The sequence below is a fragment of the Nonomuraea antimicrobica genome, from assembly GCF_039536965.1.
Taxonomy (GTDB): Bacteria; Actinomycetota; Actinomycetes; order Streptosporangiales; family Streptosporangiaceae; genus Nonomuraea; species Nonomuraea antimicrobica.
This window is the reverse complement of record NZ_BAAAZP010000003.1, coordinates 221,085-234,841: the sequence shown is the minus strand read 5'-3', so window position 1 is coordinate 234,841 and position 13,757 is coordinate 221,085. Positions and strand designations below refer to the sequence as shown.

Genomic DNA, 13,757 nt, shown 5'->3' with positions numbered 1-13,757 from the left:
GGGCGGGCGGAGGTCAGCGGGCCGGGGGACGGGCCGGCGCGGGCTCCTCGCAGTAGTCGCCGGTGGTCGGCACGGGTGGTGTGGAGTCGGTCCAGACGTCCCAGGCGGCCTGCCAGACCGTGCAGCGGTCGAACACCCACTGGTGGACCCGGTAGGCGGCGTCGAGATTCGTGCGATGGATGATCATTCCGTCGCACGCCACGTCGAAGTCGTCGGCGCCGTCCGCGTCGGCGTCGACGTAGCGCTCGTAGCGGTTGGGGTCGTCCTCCGCCGGACCGGCGCAGTAGCGGACCACCTCCCGCATCGCGTAGCGGTCGGCGGCGGGGTCGGCGGTCGGGAGGTACCAGCCCGGCGTGCCGCTGCCCTCGACGGGCGGCGGGCCGAACTGGGTCGGGCCCAGCTCCATCAGGCGGAAGACCGGGTGCCGCTCGGCGTACGCGGCGAGGACGCGGTACTTGTGCCAGTCCTTCTCGCGGAAGTTGTGGTTGTTCGGGTCGAAGGTGTGCCGGCCGGGGTTCGTCACGCCCACCGTGTAGCGGTCGGCGGCGTCGCCGAAGACGGTGTCGAATCCCTGGTCGAGGATGTGTTCCATGGCGGTCGTCGTGCGGTTCCTGCCTTCGGCCGGCGGGGTGACGTCGAGCATGGCGATCAACGTGGTCCGGGTGAACTGCGACGCCATGAGCCGGGTGGTCGAGACGTACGCCTCGGCCTGTTTGAGCGGGTCGGGGAGGGCAGGCTGCACGGGGCAGCCGGGCGGGTCCCAGGTGAAGTCGGCGTAGTCGATCCGGCCGAGTACGCCGACGTCGGCGTTCCACACGCCGCACCTGGTGGGCCTGCTGCTCCACATCTCGGGGTAGTGCGGGGTGCCCGCTCCCGAGAGGTAGATGCCGGCGAAGTCGGGATATTCCGCCCGGCCGTCGTACCTGGCGGCGATCTGGGACGTCACGGCCGCGAACAGGTCGCCCATCACGTAGTCCCACGGCAGCGTGCCGACCCCCTCTCCGCCGGGGAAGTGGTAGGCGGGCCGGCCGAGGCGCTGGTAGTACCAGGTCGGGGTGGCGTAGTCGCCGGCCTTGACGATGAAGATCGTCGGCAGCGGCAGCCCGCCGCGCAGGAGACGCTGCCGCTCGGCGTAGTCGAGGGCCTCGTCGATGCGCGCGGTGTCCAACGGCAGTGACGGGTCGGGCTGCAGGGTGCGCCAGGCCACGATCACCGCGATGCCCTGCACCCACACGGGCACCGCGCCCCTGACCTCCTCGATGTACCGCAGGCCCGCCGCGACCGGGGCGTCGGCCCAGCCGTTGGTGACGTAGACGCCTTTCGGCAGCGCGGGAACGACGCCGCGCACGCGGGCCACCGGGGTGAAGGCGATTCGGTCCGTCACCTCGCCCGTGGCGTCGTGGATCTCCGCGGTGTGCGGGACGTTCGCTTCGAGCGCCGCCGTGTCGAGTTCGTAGCGCATGTACCCTTCGTCGCACGCCAGCTCGGGCGGTACGACCTCGCGGACGGTGCCCGCTCCCTCCCGCGCGACCACCAGCCGCGAGGCGCATTCGTCGGCCCGCAGCACCACCGTCCCGGCCACCGCGACCGGCACGCCCGGATCCCGCGCCACGAAGCGCGTGAGGAACGTCGGCCCCGGCCCGTCGCCGCGCCCCGGAGCCACGGACCCCGGCTCCGACGTCGGCCCCGACGTCGCGCCGGCGGCCACGGACACCGGCAACGCGGCCGTGGCCACCATGGACAGTGAGCACACGGACAGTGCGGACACCAGCAGTCCGAGCCTCGCCACGACACCCCGCACCGCGATCTTCATGTCGCGTGCACCGTAAGCAGGCATCCGCAGGGGCGGCAACAAACACCGCGTTGACCCCGTGTGAACCTCCGGCCAAGACCGCGCCCGCGCCGCTGCCCGCCCCGAACGACCTGACCGTCTGTGCGAGCCGACCGAAGCCTGGAGTCGGTGGGCGCCGCGTCACAACGGGGCCCACCGAGGTCATGGCCGGTCAGGTGGTGGCTAGAAGCCTCGGCACTGGTCTTCCTTGTTGCCGTCGACGACGTTGGCGCTGCCGGTGGGCGCCGGGCGGTTTTCCTTGCACTGGAGGTTGCCGTCGACCCGGTTGCGCCGGATCTCCGCGCCGTTGCGGTTGCCGACGACCTGGATGCTGCCGCCGACCCGGTTGTCGTTGGCCTTCAGGTGCCGGCCATTGGCGTCGTACTGGATGTCGGCCTTGATGTGTGACGACTCGACCGTGGCCGCACCGCCCTGCTTCACCTGGACGCTGCCGCCGATCACCGAGGAGGCGACGACGGACACGCTGCTCGCCCCCTCCGCCTGGACATTGCCGACCACGCGCACGCCGCGGGCGAGCAGGGTAGCGTTTCGCTCGACCTTCACGGTGCCCTTGACCCGCGTGCCGTTGAGCGTGCACTTCCCGCCCTGCGGCACGCGTACGTTGTCCAGGGTCACCGCGCCGATGGTGCCGTTACAGGTGCGTTCCTCGGCGAGGGCCGGGGTGGCGAGCATCGCTGCCCCCATGCCGACCCCGAGGACGGTCCCGGCCAGAGCCAATCCGATCTTGCGCATCTCGTATCCTCCGTCGGTGTCGCTTTCTGCGTTAAAGGCAGGATTTCGACCGGCGGTGAGGTCAACGTGAGATCGACGTGAGGGCCTTCTCATGTACTTTCCGTGCAAGGAAAGTGCTTCCTGCGAACGCTTCGTCAATGCCCGCTCCCGCACGTGATCAGTCCTGGTCCAGGTTCCGATCAATTGGATGAGCGGCATTCATCTATCGGGTCTCCGTCCCGCCCATCACGCTGTAGCCGGACCCTCTCGAATGGACGGAGGAGCAGCAGGTGAGAAGTCTGAGAAGAGGCGTCACGGTTCTCGTCCTGGCCCTGGTGGCCGGGCTCTTCGGCGCGGCGCTGACGGCCGTGCCGGCGCAGGCCGAAGCGGGCTGGATCGCCCCGGGCAGCACCGTCTGCACGGGTCAGACGGGATCGGGCACCGGAGTGGTCATTCACGCGACCAACAACAACGGGCCCGCGGTGTGGACGGTGCGGGCCGCCGCCACCGCCGGCGGCCAGGAAACGGAGATCTTCCGGCGGGTCACGGCCGAGATCCCCGACCATCCCACCATCACGCATCCGACCCCCGGTTTCCACTTCTACCGGATGTGCGTGACGAATCCGCGTACCGACCAGTTCAGGATGGTCGTCTCGTTCAACATGCAGACGAAGGATCCGGCGGGCCAGGCCGGTGCCGCGCCGCTCACGGCGGTGCTCACGCCGCATGAGAGCGGCGGAAGCTTCTGCGGCGGGCTCGTCTCCGGCGCCGTGCGGTTCGTGGCGAACTCCGACGTGCCGGTCCAGTTCCGGATCACCGGGGTCGACGGGAACGACCGGCACCACACGATTCTCGACGTGACCGGTACGGCCGTCGACCAGGCCGTCACGGTGCCGCCGGACGTCGTGGTGGTGTCGGCGTGCGTGCACAACTCGTCCTCGGTCAGGGCCACGGCCTCGTACGACCTGCGGACCTCGTAGTCATCACCGGGCCGCGCGGTCGCCGGGCAAGGGACCGGCCGGGACGTCACACTCCCCGGCCGGTCCTCCTGCTCTCGGGCCACGATTTCCGCGAAGGACGCCACCCCTTGGCCACGTCGCCCCTTACCACGTCGCCCCGGCGGCTCCTCAGCGGTTCTTCAGCACGCCGATCAGGCTCGTGAGGCTGTCCTGGGCGTGGCCGTCGGTGGCGCCCCGGCGGAAGATCTCCAAGACGGCGGACGGAAGCGAGTCGTCCACCCCGGCCGCCCGCGTGGTGTGCACCACGTGCTCCAGGCTCGCCACGCCCATGCTGACGCGGTCGACGTCTCCCTCGTGGTTGCCCGCGGTGATGCGGGGCGCGTAGAACTCCAGGAAATACCGCAGCTCCAGGGTCCGCACCGCGTGCGGCAGGAAGTCCTCGGCCGAGATGCCGTTGGCCTCCGCCACCGCCTGACCGTGCAGATAGCCGGTCAGCGCGGTCCAGAACATGTCGATGCCGATCTGGTAGTACAGCGCCGCCAGCCCGTGGTCCTCGCCGAGATATTCGATCCCGGTCAGCACCTCAAGGGCGGGCCGGTGTGCCTCGACCGCGTCCTCGGGCCCGCTGTAGTAGGTCATGGAGCCCGGCTTGCCGATGCCCGGTGGCGGCACCAGCACACCGCCGGTGACCTGTACGGCTCCGCGCTCGGCCAGCCACGCCGCCGCCCGGCGCGACCTGTCGGGGTTGTCGGAGGTGAGGTTGGCCAGCGTACGTCCCTTCAGGGCGGCCGGTGGGGCCTGCGCCAAGATGGCGTCCATCGCGTCGTAGTCGGTCAGGCTCAGCACCACCAACTCGTTGGCGGTGAGCGCCTCCTCGACGGACTCCGCCCTCTTCGCACCCCGCGCCACCAGCTCGTCCGCCCTGGCAGGGGTGCGGTTCCACACGGTGACCTGGTAGCCGGCGTCGAGGTAGGCGCCGACCATGGCCTGCCCCATGGGGCCCAACCCGATCACGGTCACGGACTGCATTCTCGCTCTCCTCATCACTAGAACGAACGCTCTATCGAGAGAGCGACGATAGCACACCACTAGAACGAACGATCTACCTAGTACGATGAGACCATGCGAACCCAGCACGAGATCGGCACCAGGGAGCGGATCGTCCGGACGACCTCACGCCTGATGCAGCGGCAGGGCTATGAGGCGACCGGCCTCAAGCAGATCTCCCTGGAGGCCCGGGCCACGCTCGGCTCGGTCTACCACTTCTTCCCCGGCGGGAAGCGGGAGCTGGCGATCGAGGCGGTCCGCCACGGCGACAGGGAGTTCGCCGACTTCCTGCGTACGGTGTTCGACCAGGAGGACGACCCGGCCGCGGCGATGCTCGCCTGCACCCGCGACCTGGCGACCGGGCTGCGCGAGTCCGGCTGGCTGGACGGCTGCCCCGTCACCACCACGGCGCTGGAGAGCGCGGGCCGTGAGCCCGAGATCCAGCAGGCCGCGGAGGCGGCCTACGAGAACTGGCGCGCGCTGGTCCGCGACAAGCTCACGCGCTCCGGCTTCGCCCCCGACGTGGCCCACGACCTCGCGCACAGCGTGATCAACCTGCTGGAGGGCGCGGAGCTGTCGGCGCAGGTGTCCCAGAGCGAGGCGCCATTGGTGATCGCCGGCAGGCATCTCGCCCGGCTCGTCGACTCCTACCGGTGACGGCCTCGTAAGCGCGCCTGACTTCCTCGCGGCCTTCTTCGAACACAGGTTCGCAATGCGGTAAGGTCCGCGGGTAGCGTGATCATGGTGTTCGGCGTGCGCTCCCTGCGCTGCCGATCACCTGGTCGCATTTCCGAGAAGACACGGAAAGGCGAAATGAAGCGCATTTAGGGGTGTTCGCCATCGCAGCACTGACCTCGGGTTTCGGGTCCGCGCCTGCCTCGGCTGCCGACGTGGCGGTCGAACCGCTGGCGGCCACGGCGGCCGCCGCTCAGGAGGTCGCGGCTGGCTCGGAGACGGCGGCGCCAACCTGCGGAATGCCACTCCTTACGACGTCCAGACCGTGATCACGGGCGAGATCCTGCCGGGCACCGGCATTCCGGCCGACACCAAGCCGGGCTCCGTCGTGCCTGTGCCGGGCAACTCGGGCGGCAAGACGCTCACCACCTCGGGCAAGGTCTACTTCGTCACCGCCGACGGGCGGCCGCAGTGGTGCACGGGCACGGCGATGCAGTCGCAGTACCGCAACCTGGTGGCCACCGCCGGGCACTGCGCTCTCGACCTCGCGACGAACGCCGGGCTCGGCAAGTCGTCCCCACCCCCGAGGGCGGACTGGCCGACTCGGGCAGGCTCGGCGACCGCGTCGGCGGGCTGGGCCTGGCCTGGAACCAGCCGCTGGGTGAGCCGGTCGTCGTCTTCGGCTACCCGGCCGGTGCGCACCTCGACGGTAAGCGGCCGTACTCGGGGGAGAGCCTCGAATCGTCCCGGGGCCGCACCTCGTCCGCGGCGGTCCCGAGTCTGAAGGCCGAGGGGTTCGTCACCGTCGACTCCCCGTTCACCGGTGAAGGCGCGCTCGGCTCGTCCTGGGTCTCGCACTACACCGACGGCCTGGGCTACCTGAACGGCATCACCGTCAGCGTCGCCGACACCGACGGCGACCAGCGCTACGACACGAGCTTCTCGCCGTACTTCGACGGCGGGGCGTTCCAGATCTACAAGGCCGCCGCCCCGTCGTGGACCGGTCGCGTCATCCTCTGACCAAGACCTGCGGCACCGTACCGTGGCGGTCCTGGGCTGCGGCTTGTCCGCGGCCTGGGACCGGCCCTTATGCGAAGGCGGTGACGCCCTCGTACACGCCTTGGGTCGCCGGGCCCGTGGTCTCGTATTCGAGGAGCAGCAGACCGTTCGGCGTCGCCTCGTGGCGAACCAGGCGGAGACCGGACGCGGCGCCCGGCACGCCCAGAAGACGCCTGCCGGTCCTGAGCACCGTGGGCGCGACCACGAGCCGGACCGTGTCGACCAGGCCCGCCGCCAGCAGTGTGTCGCCCAGTCGGGCGCTGCCGTGGATCTGGAGTTCCCGTCCCGGTCGCTCCTTGAGCTCGGCCACCGTCCGGACGGGGTTCCCGCTGAGCACGGTCGTGGGGTGCCAGGCGCCCTCGGTGAGAGTGCTGGACACGACGTACTTCGGCAGCGCGTTCATCCGCTCGGTGAACGGGTCGGCCGGATCGGTGATCTTCGGCCAGTCGCGGGCGAACGCCTCGTAGGTGCGCCGGCCGAGCAGCAGGCCGTCGGCGAGGTCGAGCCAGTCGGAGGCGCGCTGGAGGAACGTCCCGTCGATGTGGGGCACGAGCCAGCCGCCGCGGGTGAAGCCGTCGCCGGTGTCCTCGTCCGGCGAGCCGGGGCCCTGGCTGACTCCGTCGAGCGTGACGAACTCGGTCAGGGTGAGCCTCATCGCGGGTCTCCGCCCTCGGCGAAGGCGGCCAACTGGGCGGCGACCGTACCCCAGCCGTCGGCGAAGCCGAGCTTCTCGTGAAGGGCGCGGGCCTCCGGGTCGCGGTGCCGGACGAGCATCCGGTAGTCGGTGCCGTCGGGGTGGTCGTCCAGCGTGATCGTGGCGGTCATCGCGACGGGGGCGGGATGCGCGGGCCGCCAGGTGCTGTCGATCGCGTTGGTGAACACGATGCGCCGCAGCTCGTCGACGGCGAGGAAGCACGCGTCCAGGTGCGGGACGAACTCGGCCCCGTCGTCACTCAGCCGCGTCACGAACGCCCCGCCGGGCCGTGGGTCCAGCCGGTCCACCAGGCAGCGCGACGGAGCCGGGACCCACCATCGCGCAAGCCGGGCGGGGTCGGTCCAGGCGCGCCACACGGTCGCGCGCGGGGCGCGGATGATCCGTTCCAGGCTGAGGTCGAGGTCGGGGTTCACCGCTGGTCCTCCTTCTGGTCGGTGACGAACGGGTCGGTGACGAACTGTTCGAGGCGGTCGGTGCGCTCCTCCCAGATCCGGCGCTGCTCCGCGAGCCAGTCGTCGACGAGGGCGAGCCGCTCGCGGTTGAGCACGCACGTGCGTACCCGGCCGGACTTGGCCGTGTGGATGAGCCCGTTCGACTCGAGCGTCCGCACGTGTTTCATGAACGAGGGGAGGGTCATCGGGAAGTCCCGGGCGAGCTCGCCGACGCTCGTCGGCCCGCGGCCGAGGCGTCGTACGACGGCCCGCCTGGTCGGGTCGGCGAGCGCGATGAACACGCCGTCCAGTTGTGCCGAATACTGTGCCATGGGGCTAAGTAATACTGGACCCCCGATGGTTAGCGCAAGAGCTAAGTGTCGGGCGTCTCCGTGCGTGGGTGGTGCGGAGCCCGCTCTGGCCGGGCGGCGGCGGTGGAGTTCGGGCTCCACCACATCTCAGAAAGCGTCCTGCCATTTATCCGATTGTCCGCCGAAATCGCCGGCCAGAAAGCTCGGAAAAGTCCGCTGGTAATGAAAACAACTTGCAGGAGGCGTGTTCCGTAGAAAGAATTCTTCCATGATCGAAGTCGAGGGGTTAACCAAAGTCTTTCGCCGGCCACGCACTTTCTCCGGACCTTTCGGGGCGTTACGCACGCTGGTCACCCGCCAGTACGACGACAAGACCGCCGTCGACGACGTCAGCTTCGAGATCGACGAGGGTGAGGTCATCGGCTACCTCGGCCCGAACGGCGCGGGCAAGTCCACCACCATCAAGATCCTCACCGGCATCCTCACCCCCACGAGCGGCACCGTGCGGGTCAACGGCCTGGTGCCGTGGCGCGATCGCTCGGCCAACGCGCGCAACGTCGGCGTGGTCTTCGGCCAGCGCAGCCAGTTGTGGTGGGACCTGCCGCTGATCGAGTCGTTCCGGCTGGTGGGCTCGCTCTACGACGTTCCCGCGCCGCGCTTCGAGGCGTCCATGAAGAGGCTGCGCGACGTGCTCGGGCTCGACGAGTTCCTCGACACCCCGGTCCGGCAGCTCAGCCTGGGCCAGCGGATGCGGGGCGACCTGGCCGCGGCCATGCTGTACGACCCACCGCTCCTCTACCTCGACGAGCCCACCGTCGGGCTGGACGTGCTGGCCAAGGAGGCCGTGCGCGAGTTCATCGTGGAGACCAACCGCGCCGGCCGCACCACCGTCATCCTCACCACGCACGATCTGGCCGACGTCGAGGCGTTGTGCGAGCGGATCATCCTCATCGACCACGGCCGGGTGCTCTTCGACGGCGCCATCGGCGCGCTGGTGAACCAGCCCAGGCGGCTGGTGGTGCTGCTGGAGTCCGCGCCGGAGGAGGTGCGCGGGGTGTCGCGGGACGCCGAGGGCCGCCACGTCTTCGAGATCCACGACGACCTGCCGGGTGTGATCGCCTCGATCGCCGCCGAGCACACCATCCGCGACCTGTCGGTCGAGGAACCCGACCTGGAGAGCGTGATCAAGGGGATCTACACCCGATGACGCGCATCGGTTTCCGCCTCGCCCTGGCCTACCGCAGCAACATCGTGATGACCTGCGTGACGCTGGTCGCCCAGGTGTTCCTGCTGCGCATGATCTGGACCTCGGTGTACGGCTCACGCCCCTCCGCCGCCGGGCTCACACTGGAGGCGCTGCTGGCCTACCTGACCCTGGCCAACCTCCAGGGCTTCGCCACCCAGACCCTCGTCTCCCGGACCGTCCACCATCGCATCCGTACCGGCATGGTCTTCTTCGACCTGGCCAGGCCGGTCGGCTACCTGAGGCAGATGGCCGCCTTCCAGGTCGGGAACACCGTGGGCGGCCTGCTGCTGCTCGCCCCGGTCGTCCCGGTGGTGCTGCTGGTCGGCTCGATCACCACGCCGGTCAACGGCCTGGGCTACGTGGTCACGCTGGTGCTCGGCTACGTGATCGCGGTGCAGCTGGCGCTGCTGATCAGCCTGATCGGCTTCTGGACGATGGAGATCGGGGCGATCTCGCTGCTCTACCGGCTCGTCAGCCAGTTCTTCGCCGGGACGATGGTGCCGCTCGCCTTCTTCCCCGGCTTCCTGGGCGCGCTCGCCGAGGCCCTGCCCTTCAAGTACCTGGGCTACGTGCCCGCGGCGGTCTACGTCGGTCACATCCCGGACGTCACGGGCCCTGTCCTGGTCGAACTCGCCTGGGTCGCGGGGCTCTGGGGCCTGCTCGCGCTGACCTGGTCACGGGCCCACCGCAGGGTGGTGATCCAGGGTGGCTGAGATCCTGCGCGCCCTGCGGCTGTACGTCCTGCTCCAGCGCGCCTCCGCCCGCGGCGCCATGCAGTACCGCATGAACACCGTGATCGGCATCCTCAGCGGGGCGATCTGGCAGGGCACCGGGTTCGCCTTCATCTGGGTGGTGATGCACACCTTCCCGTCGCTGGCGGGCTGGGGCCTGGCGGAGATCGCCTTCCTGTACGGCCTGCGCCTGACCGCCCACGCCCTGGCCATGATCCCCCTGATGAGCATGAACGACATCCAGTGGCTGGTCCTCGGCGGGGAGTTCGACCGGTTCCTGCTGCGCCCGCTCAACCCCCTCGTCCAACTCATGGGCAACCGGATGGGCATCGCCCAGTTCGGCGACCTGCTCGTGGGCCTGACGCTGCTCGCCGTGGCTAGTCAGAGCGCGCAGGTCCCGTGGAGCGCCTGGTTGATCGCGTTCTGCCTGATCGCGATCGTCGGCGGCGCCCTCATCGAGGCCGCCTTCTTCCTCGCGCTCTGCTCCCTGTCGCTGCGCATGATCGACACCTTCGCGCTGCGGGTCTTCGTCGACGACGTCTTCAGCAAGTTCGGCTCGTACCCGATGAAGATCTTCGGTGGCGCGGTCGAGTGGGTGCTCACGTTCGTGGTGCCGGTCGCCTTCGTGGCGTACGTGCCCGCGAGCGTCGTGCTCGGCAAGCTCGACAGCCCGTGGGCGCCGGCCGCGCCGCTGCTGGGGGTGGTGCTCGTCGCGCTGGCGTACCGGGTCTGGCGAAGCCAGCTCGACCACTACCAGAGCGTCGGCCACTGAGACCCGCCGAGCCTTGGGAAAGCCCTTTCTAGCTGGGGAGGCCGCGTAGCCCCAACGGGTCTGCGCGGCCCTCCGGATTCGGTCCTCGCGGTTAACCGTCCCTGTCATCGGAGGTGGGTGGTCCGTAACGAACGCGAAACATCTCATTGACAGAGGTCAGATATCTAATCTATGTTCCGGTCCTGCTGATCCACGAAACAGGAGGGCCTCATGAGACTTGGTGGGGTTTCGCTTCGCCGCGTCGCGGCGCTGCTCATGGCGGGTGTGCTGGCGACGGGATGCGGGGGAGGCGGCGGGACCGACTCCGCCGGAGACAGCGGTGGCGAGAAGACGCTGACCCTGTGGCACTACTACGGCCCGCCGGACAGCGCGACCGGAGGGGCGTTAGTGCGACTCGTGGAGCGGTACGAGCGCGAGCACCCGGGCGTCGACGTCCAGCCGCGGCACATCCCGTTCGGCGACTTCACCCGCACGCTGCTGCAGTCCGCCGCCGGCGGCGAACTGCCCGACATCGCGCTCATCAACGCCTTCCACACCCAGGCGATGGTGGAGGCGGGAATCATCCAGGAACTCGACGACAAGGTCGCCGCCTGGGGCAAGAAGGACGGCTTCTTCCCGGCGAGCTGGCAGACCACCCAGGTCGGCGGCAAGACCTACGGCCTGCCGCACCTCGCCGACGCGTACGCGCTCTACTACAACACCGACCTGCTCGACGAGGCCGGCGTGGAGCCGCCGAAGACCTGGGACGAGGTGGCGGCGACCGCGAAGAAGCTGGCCACCGGCGAACGCCAGGGCCTCGCGGTGAGCGGCATCGAGGGCGACGAGGGAGCCACCGGCCTGATCATCCGCATCCTGGCCGCGGGCGGCGACGTCGCCAAGGTGAACACGCCGCAGGCGACCAAGGCGCTCACCCAGTTCAAGGAGATGGTGGACTCCGGAGCCATGTCCAAGGGGATCCTGGGCTGGAACGAGGAGGACGTCAAGAACCAGTTCGCCAACGAGCGGACCGCCATGATGATCAACTCGGCCACGTACGTCAGCACCCTCCGTACCGAGAAGCCCGACCTGAAGTGGAAGGTCGCGCTGCTGCCCAAGGACGCGCAGAACCCCACCCTGCTCGGCGCGGAGAACCTGACCATCACCTCCGGCAGCAAGAACCCCGATGCGGCCTGGGACCTGATGACGTGGATGCAGCGTCCGGAGGTGCTTGCCGAATACCTCCCCGACCGGAACAAGCTGCCCGCCCGCAGCGACGTGCCCCCCGGCGAGGACGAGGCGCGCGCCGTGTTCCAGGAGCAGCTCAAGTCGGCCTGGGTGCCCGAGGGCCCGCTGGCGGCCTCCGCCAGCGAGGTGTTCACCCACCTCCAGGGCGCGCTGCAGGCCGCGATCAGCGGCTCGGCGAACGTGGGCGACGCCCTCACCCAGGCTCAGCAGAAGATCGACCAAGCGCTGGCCGGCTGAAGGCCCAGGTGAGGAGAGGCAGTGGCTCTGCTGCTCGGTAAGCGCTCCGCCGCGGCCGCGGGGGGAACCCCGCGCCCGCGGCGGCAGGTGCCGATCTCGACCTATCTCTTCGTGCTGCCCGCGGTGGTGTTCGTCACCGTCACGGTGCTGTACCCGCTCGTCTACAACATCGGGGTCAGCTTCCGTGACGTGGGCGTACGCGAGATCGTCGCCGGTGGCGGCGACTTCGTGGGGTTCGACAACTACCTGAGCAGGTTCGCCCGGCCGGAGTTCGGCCGCGCGCTCGCGATCTCGGTGATCTACACGGTGCTCTGCGTCGCGCTGTCGTTCGGCGGCGGCCTGGCGATGGCGGTGTTCCTGAACCGCCGATTCCCCGGCCGCAACCTGATGCGCTCGGTGCTGCTGGTGGCCTGGGTGCTGCCGAGCGTCGTCAGCGCCAACATCTGGCGGTGGATGCTCGACGGCACCTACGGCCTGGTCAACACGGCGCTGGGCGCGCTCGGCCTGCTCGAACGTGACGTGTTCTGGCTGGTCGAGCCGACCACGGCGCTCGTCGCGGTGGTCCTTGCCACCACGTGGACCATGGCCCCGTTCGCGATGATCCTGCTGCTGGCGGGCCTGCAGAACATCCCCGACAGCCTGTACGAGGCCGCCCGCATCGACGGCGCGAACACCTGGCAGCGCTTCACCCGCATCACCGTGCCGCTCCTGCGGCCGGTCAGCATGACGGTGCTGATGCTGCTGTTCGTGACCGTGTTCAAGACCTTCGACACCATCTACCTGATGACCCGCGGTGGTCCCGGCGGCGCCACCACGATCCTGCCCATTCACGCCTATCTGGAGGCTTTCCAGTTCTTCAGGTTCGGCACCGGGGCCGCCGAGACGACTGTCATGCTGTTGATCCCGCTGCTGCTGAGCGTGTTCTACTTCCGCTCGCTGAGGAAGGAGGAGCTGTCGTGACCTCCCTCCGCGCCTGGCTGAGCACGTCGATCGGCATACTCCTGGCCGCCCTGTACATCGTGCCCGTCTACTGGATGGTCGCGACCTCGCTCAAGCTGCCCGGCGACATCTTCGCCAGCCCGCCCGACCTGGTGCCCTCGCCGGTCACGTTCGGCGCGTACGCCGACAGCGTGCTGAACAACTCGGCCGTGCTGCGCGGCCTGGGCAACAGCACCGTGGTCGGGGCGGCCACGACGGTGCTGACGCTCGCGCTGGCCCTTCCCGCGGCGTACGGGCTGGCGCGGTTCCGGCTGCGCTTCGTCAACGCCTTCCTCCTGCTGTTCCTCGTGGTCCAGATGATCCCGGCGATCAACGTGGCGCTGCCGATGTTCGTGATCTTCAGTAATCTGGGACTCGTCAACACCTACGCGGGACTGGTCGTGGCCAACTGCTCCCTGGCGCTGCCTCTGGCCGTGACCGTGCTGCGGCCGTACTTCCTGGCGGTGCCCGGCGAGGTCGTCGAGGCGGCCCGGGTCGACGGCTGCAACCAGTGGCGGGCGTTCGTCCGCATCGCGCTGCCGGTGTCCGTGCCGGGCATCGTCACCGTCGCCGTGGTGAGCTTCCTCGGCGCCTGGGGCGAGTTCGTCTTCGCGCTCGCGCTGGCCACCAAAGACGAGATGCAGCCGATCAGTGTGGTCCTCGCGGGGCTGACCAACGCGTTCGGCACGCGCTGGAACGACGTCATGGCGGTCTCCGCCGTGGTCGCTTTGCCGATCTTCCTGGCGTTCCTCTTCCTGCAGCGCTTCGTCGTCGGAGGTCTGACGGCCGGGGCCAGCAAGAGCTAGCTC

At 69.4% G+C, this 13,757-nt stretch carries 15 protein-coding genes; 9 read left to right on the top strand and 6 right to left on the bottom strand.

Features of this window, described 5'->3' with window-relative positions; translation table 11 throughout:
- Positions 1-13: 13 nt before the first annotated feature.
- Together ABD844_RS01145 and ABD844_RS01140 are read right to left on the bottom strand one after the other, a co-directional pair.
- Positions 14-1,813 (bottom strand): hypothetical protein, encoded by a 1,800-nt coding sequence (locus tag ABD844_RS01145; protein ID WP_344871958.1) that lies wholly within the window; start codon positions 1,811-1,813, stop codon positions 14-16.
- 201 nt (positions 1,814-2,014) lie between these two features.
- Positions 2,015-2,584, bottom strand: a complete 570-nt coding sequence (locus ABD844_RS01140; RefSeq protein ID WP_344871956.1) for a hypothetical protein — start codon at positions 2,582-2,584, stop codon at positions 2,015-2,017.
- A gap of 269 nt (positions 2,585-2,853) precedes the next feature.
- Between ABD844_RS01140 and ABD844_RS01135 the strand changes: the two genes are divergently transcribed.
- Entirely contained in the window at positions 2,854-3,543 is a 690-nt protein-coding gene (locus ABD844_RS01135) for a hypothetical protein (RefSeq protein WP_344871954.1), read from the top strand.
- 147 nt (positions 3,544-3,690) lie between these two features.
- On the opposite strand, the gene ABD844_RS01130 is transcribed toward ABD844_RS01135, so the two are convergent.
- Complete coding sequence (locus ABD844_RS01130; protein ID WP_344871952.1) at positions 3,691-4,551, bottom strand: NAD(P)-dependent oxidoreductase; 861 nt, start codon at positions 4,549-4,551, stop codon at positions 3,691-3,693.
- Positions 4,552-4,644: 93 nt separating this feature from the next.
- On the opposite strand from ABD844_RS01130, the gene ABD844_RS01125 reads away from it, so the two are divergent.
- Together ABD844_RS01125 and ABD844_RS01120 are read left to right on the top strand one after the other, a co-directional pair.
- Positions 4,645-5,226: a TetR/AcrR family transcriptional regulator gene (locus ABD844_RS01125; RefSeq protein ID WP_344871950.1), complete on the top strand. Its 582-nt coding sequence runs from the start codon at positions 4,645-4,647 to the stop codon at positions 5,224-5,226.
- 489 nt (positions 5,227-5,715) lie between these two features.
- The gene (locus tag ABD844_RS01120) at positions 5,716-6,264 is read left to right on the top strand and encodes a hypothetical protein (RefSeq protein WP_344871948.1); all 549 of its coding nucleotides are present in this window, start codon (positions 5,716-5,718) and stop codon (positions 6,262-6,264) included.
- Between the two features lie 67 nt (positions 6,265-6,331).
- Here ABD844_RS01120 and ABD844_RS01115 read toward each other — a convergent pair whose 3' ends face one another.
- The 3 genes from ABD844_RS01115 to ABD844_RS01105 are packed head-to-tail and all read right to left on the bottom strand — an operon-like array spanning position 6,332 to position 7,781.
- Positions 6,332-6,958 carry a dihydrofolate reductase family protein gene (locus ABD844_RS01115; RefSeq protein WP_344871946.1) on the bottom strand — a complete coding sequence of 209 codons (627 nt, stop codon included), beginning with the start codon at positions 6,956-6,958 and terminating at the stop codon, positions 6,332-6,334.
- Complete coding sequence (locus ABD844_RS01110) at positions 6,955-7,431, bottom strand: SRPBCC domain-containing protein (RefSeq protein WP_344871944.1); 477 nt, start codon at positions 7,429-7,431, stop codon at positions 6,955-6,957. Before ABD844_RS01110 ends, ABD844_RS01115 begins: the two co-directional genes overlap by 4 nt.
- Positions 7,428-7,781, bottom strand: a complete 354-nt coding sequence (locus ABD844_RS01105; RefSeq protein ID WP_344871942.1) for an ArsR/SmtB family transcription factor — start codon at positions 7,779-7,781, stop codon at positions 7,428-7,430. The genes ABD844_RS01110 and ABD844_RS01105 overlap by 4 nt, the downstream gene beginning before the upstream one ends.
- Before the next feature lie 247 nt (positions 7,782-8,028).
- On the opposite strand from ABD844_RS01105, the gene ABD844_RS01100 reads away from it, so the two are divergent.
- The 6 genes from ABD844_RS01100 (at position 8,029) to ABD844_RS01075 (ending at position 13,754) form a co-directional block, all read left to right on the top strand.
- Positions 8,029-8,967, top strand: coding sequence for an ABC transporter ATP-binding protein (locus ABD844_RS01100; protein WP_344871941.1), 939 nt, complete (start codon positions 8,029-8,031; stop codon positions 8,965-8,967).
- A complete protein-coding gene (locus ABD844_RS01095; protein ID WP_344871939.1) occupies positions 8,964-9,719 on the top strand; it encodes an ABC transporter permease in 756 nt (251 codons plus the stop codon). Before ABD844_RS01100 ends, ABD844_RS01095 begins: the two co-directional genes overlap by 4 nt.
- Positions 9,712-10,509, top strand: coding sequence for an ABC transporter permease (locus ABD844_RS01090; RefSeq protein ID WP_344871937.1), 798 nt, complete (start codon positions 9,712-9,714; stop codon positions 10,507-10,509). Before ABD844_RS01095 ends, ABD844_RS01090 begins: the two co-directional genes overlap by 8 nt.
- Positions 10,510-10,719: 210 nt before the next feature.
- Entirely contained in the window at positions 10,720-11,970 is a 1,251-nt protein-coding gene (locus ABD844_RS01085; RefSeq protein WP_344871935.1) for an ABC transporter substrate-binding protein, read from the top strand.
- Positions 11,971-11,991: 21 nt separating this feature from the next.
- On the top strand, positions 11,992-12,930 hold the full coding sequence (locus ABD844_RS01080; RefSeq protein WP_344871933.1) for a carbohydrate ABC transporter permease: 939 nt from the start codon (positions 11,992-11,994) through the stop codon (positions 12,928-12,930).
- Positions 12,927-13,754 carry a carbohydrate ABC transporter permease gene (locus tag ABD844_RS01075; protein ID WP_344871931.1) on the top strand — a complete coding sequence of 276 codons (828 nt, stop codon included), beginning with the start codon at positions 12,927-12,929 and terminating at the stop codon, positions 13,752-13,754. The genes ABD844_RS01080 and ABD844_RS01075 overlap by 4 nt, the downstream gene beginning before the upstream one ends.
- The last annotated feature ends 3 nt before the right edge of the window (positions 13,755-13,757 follow it).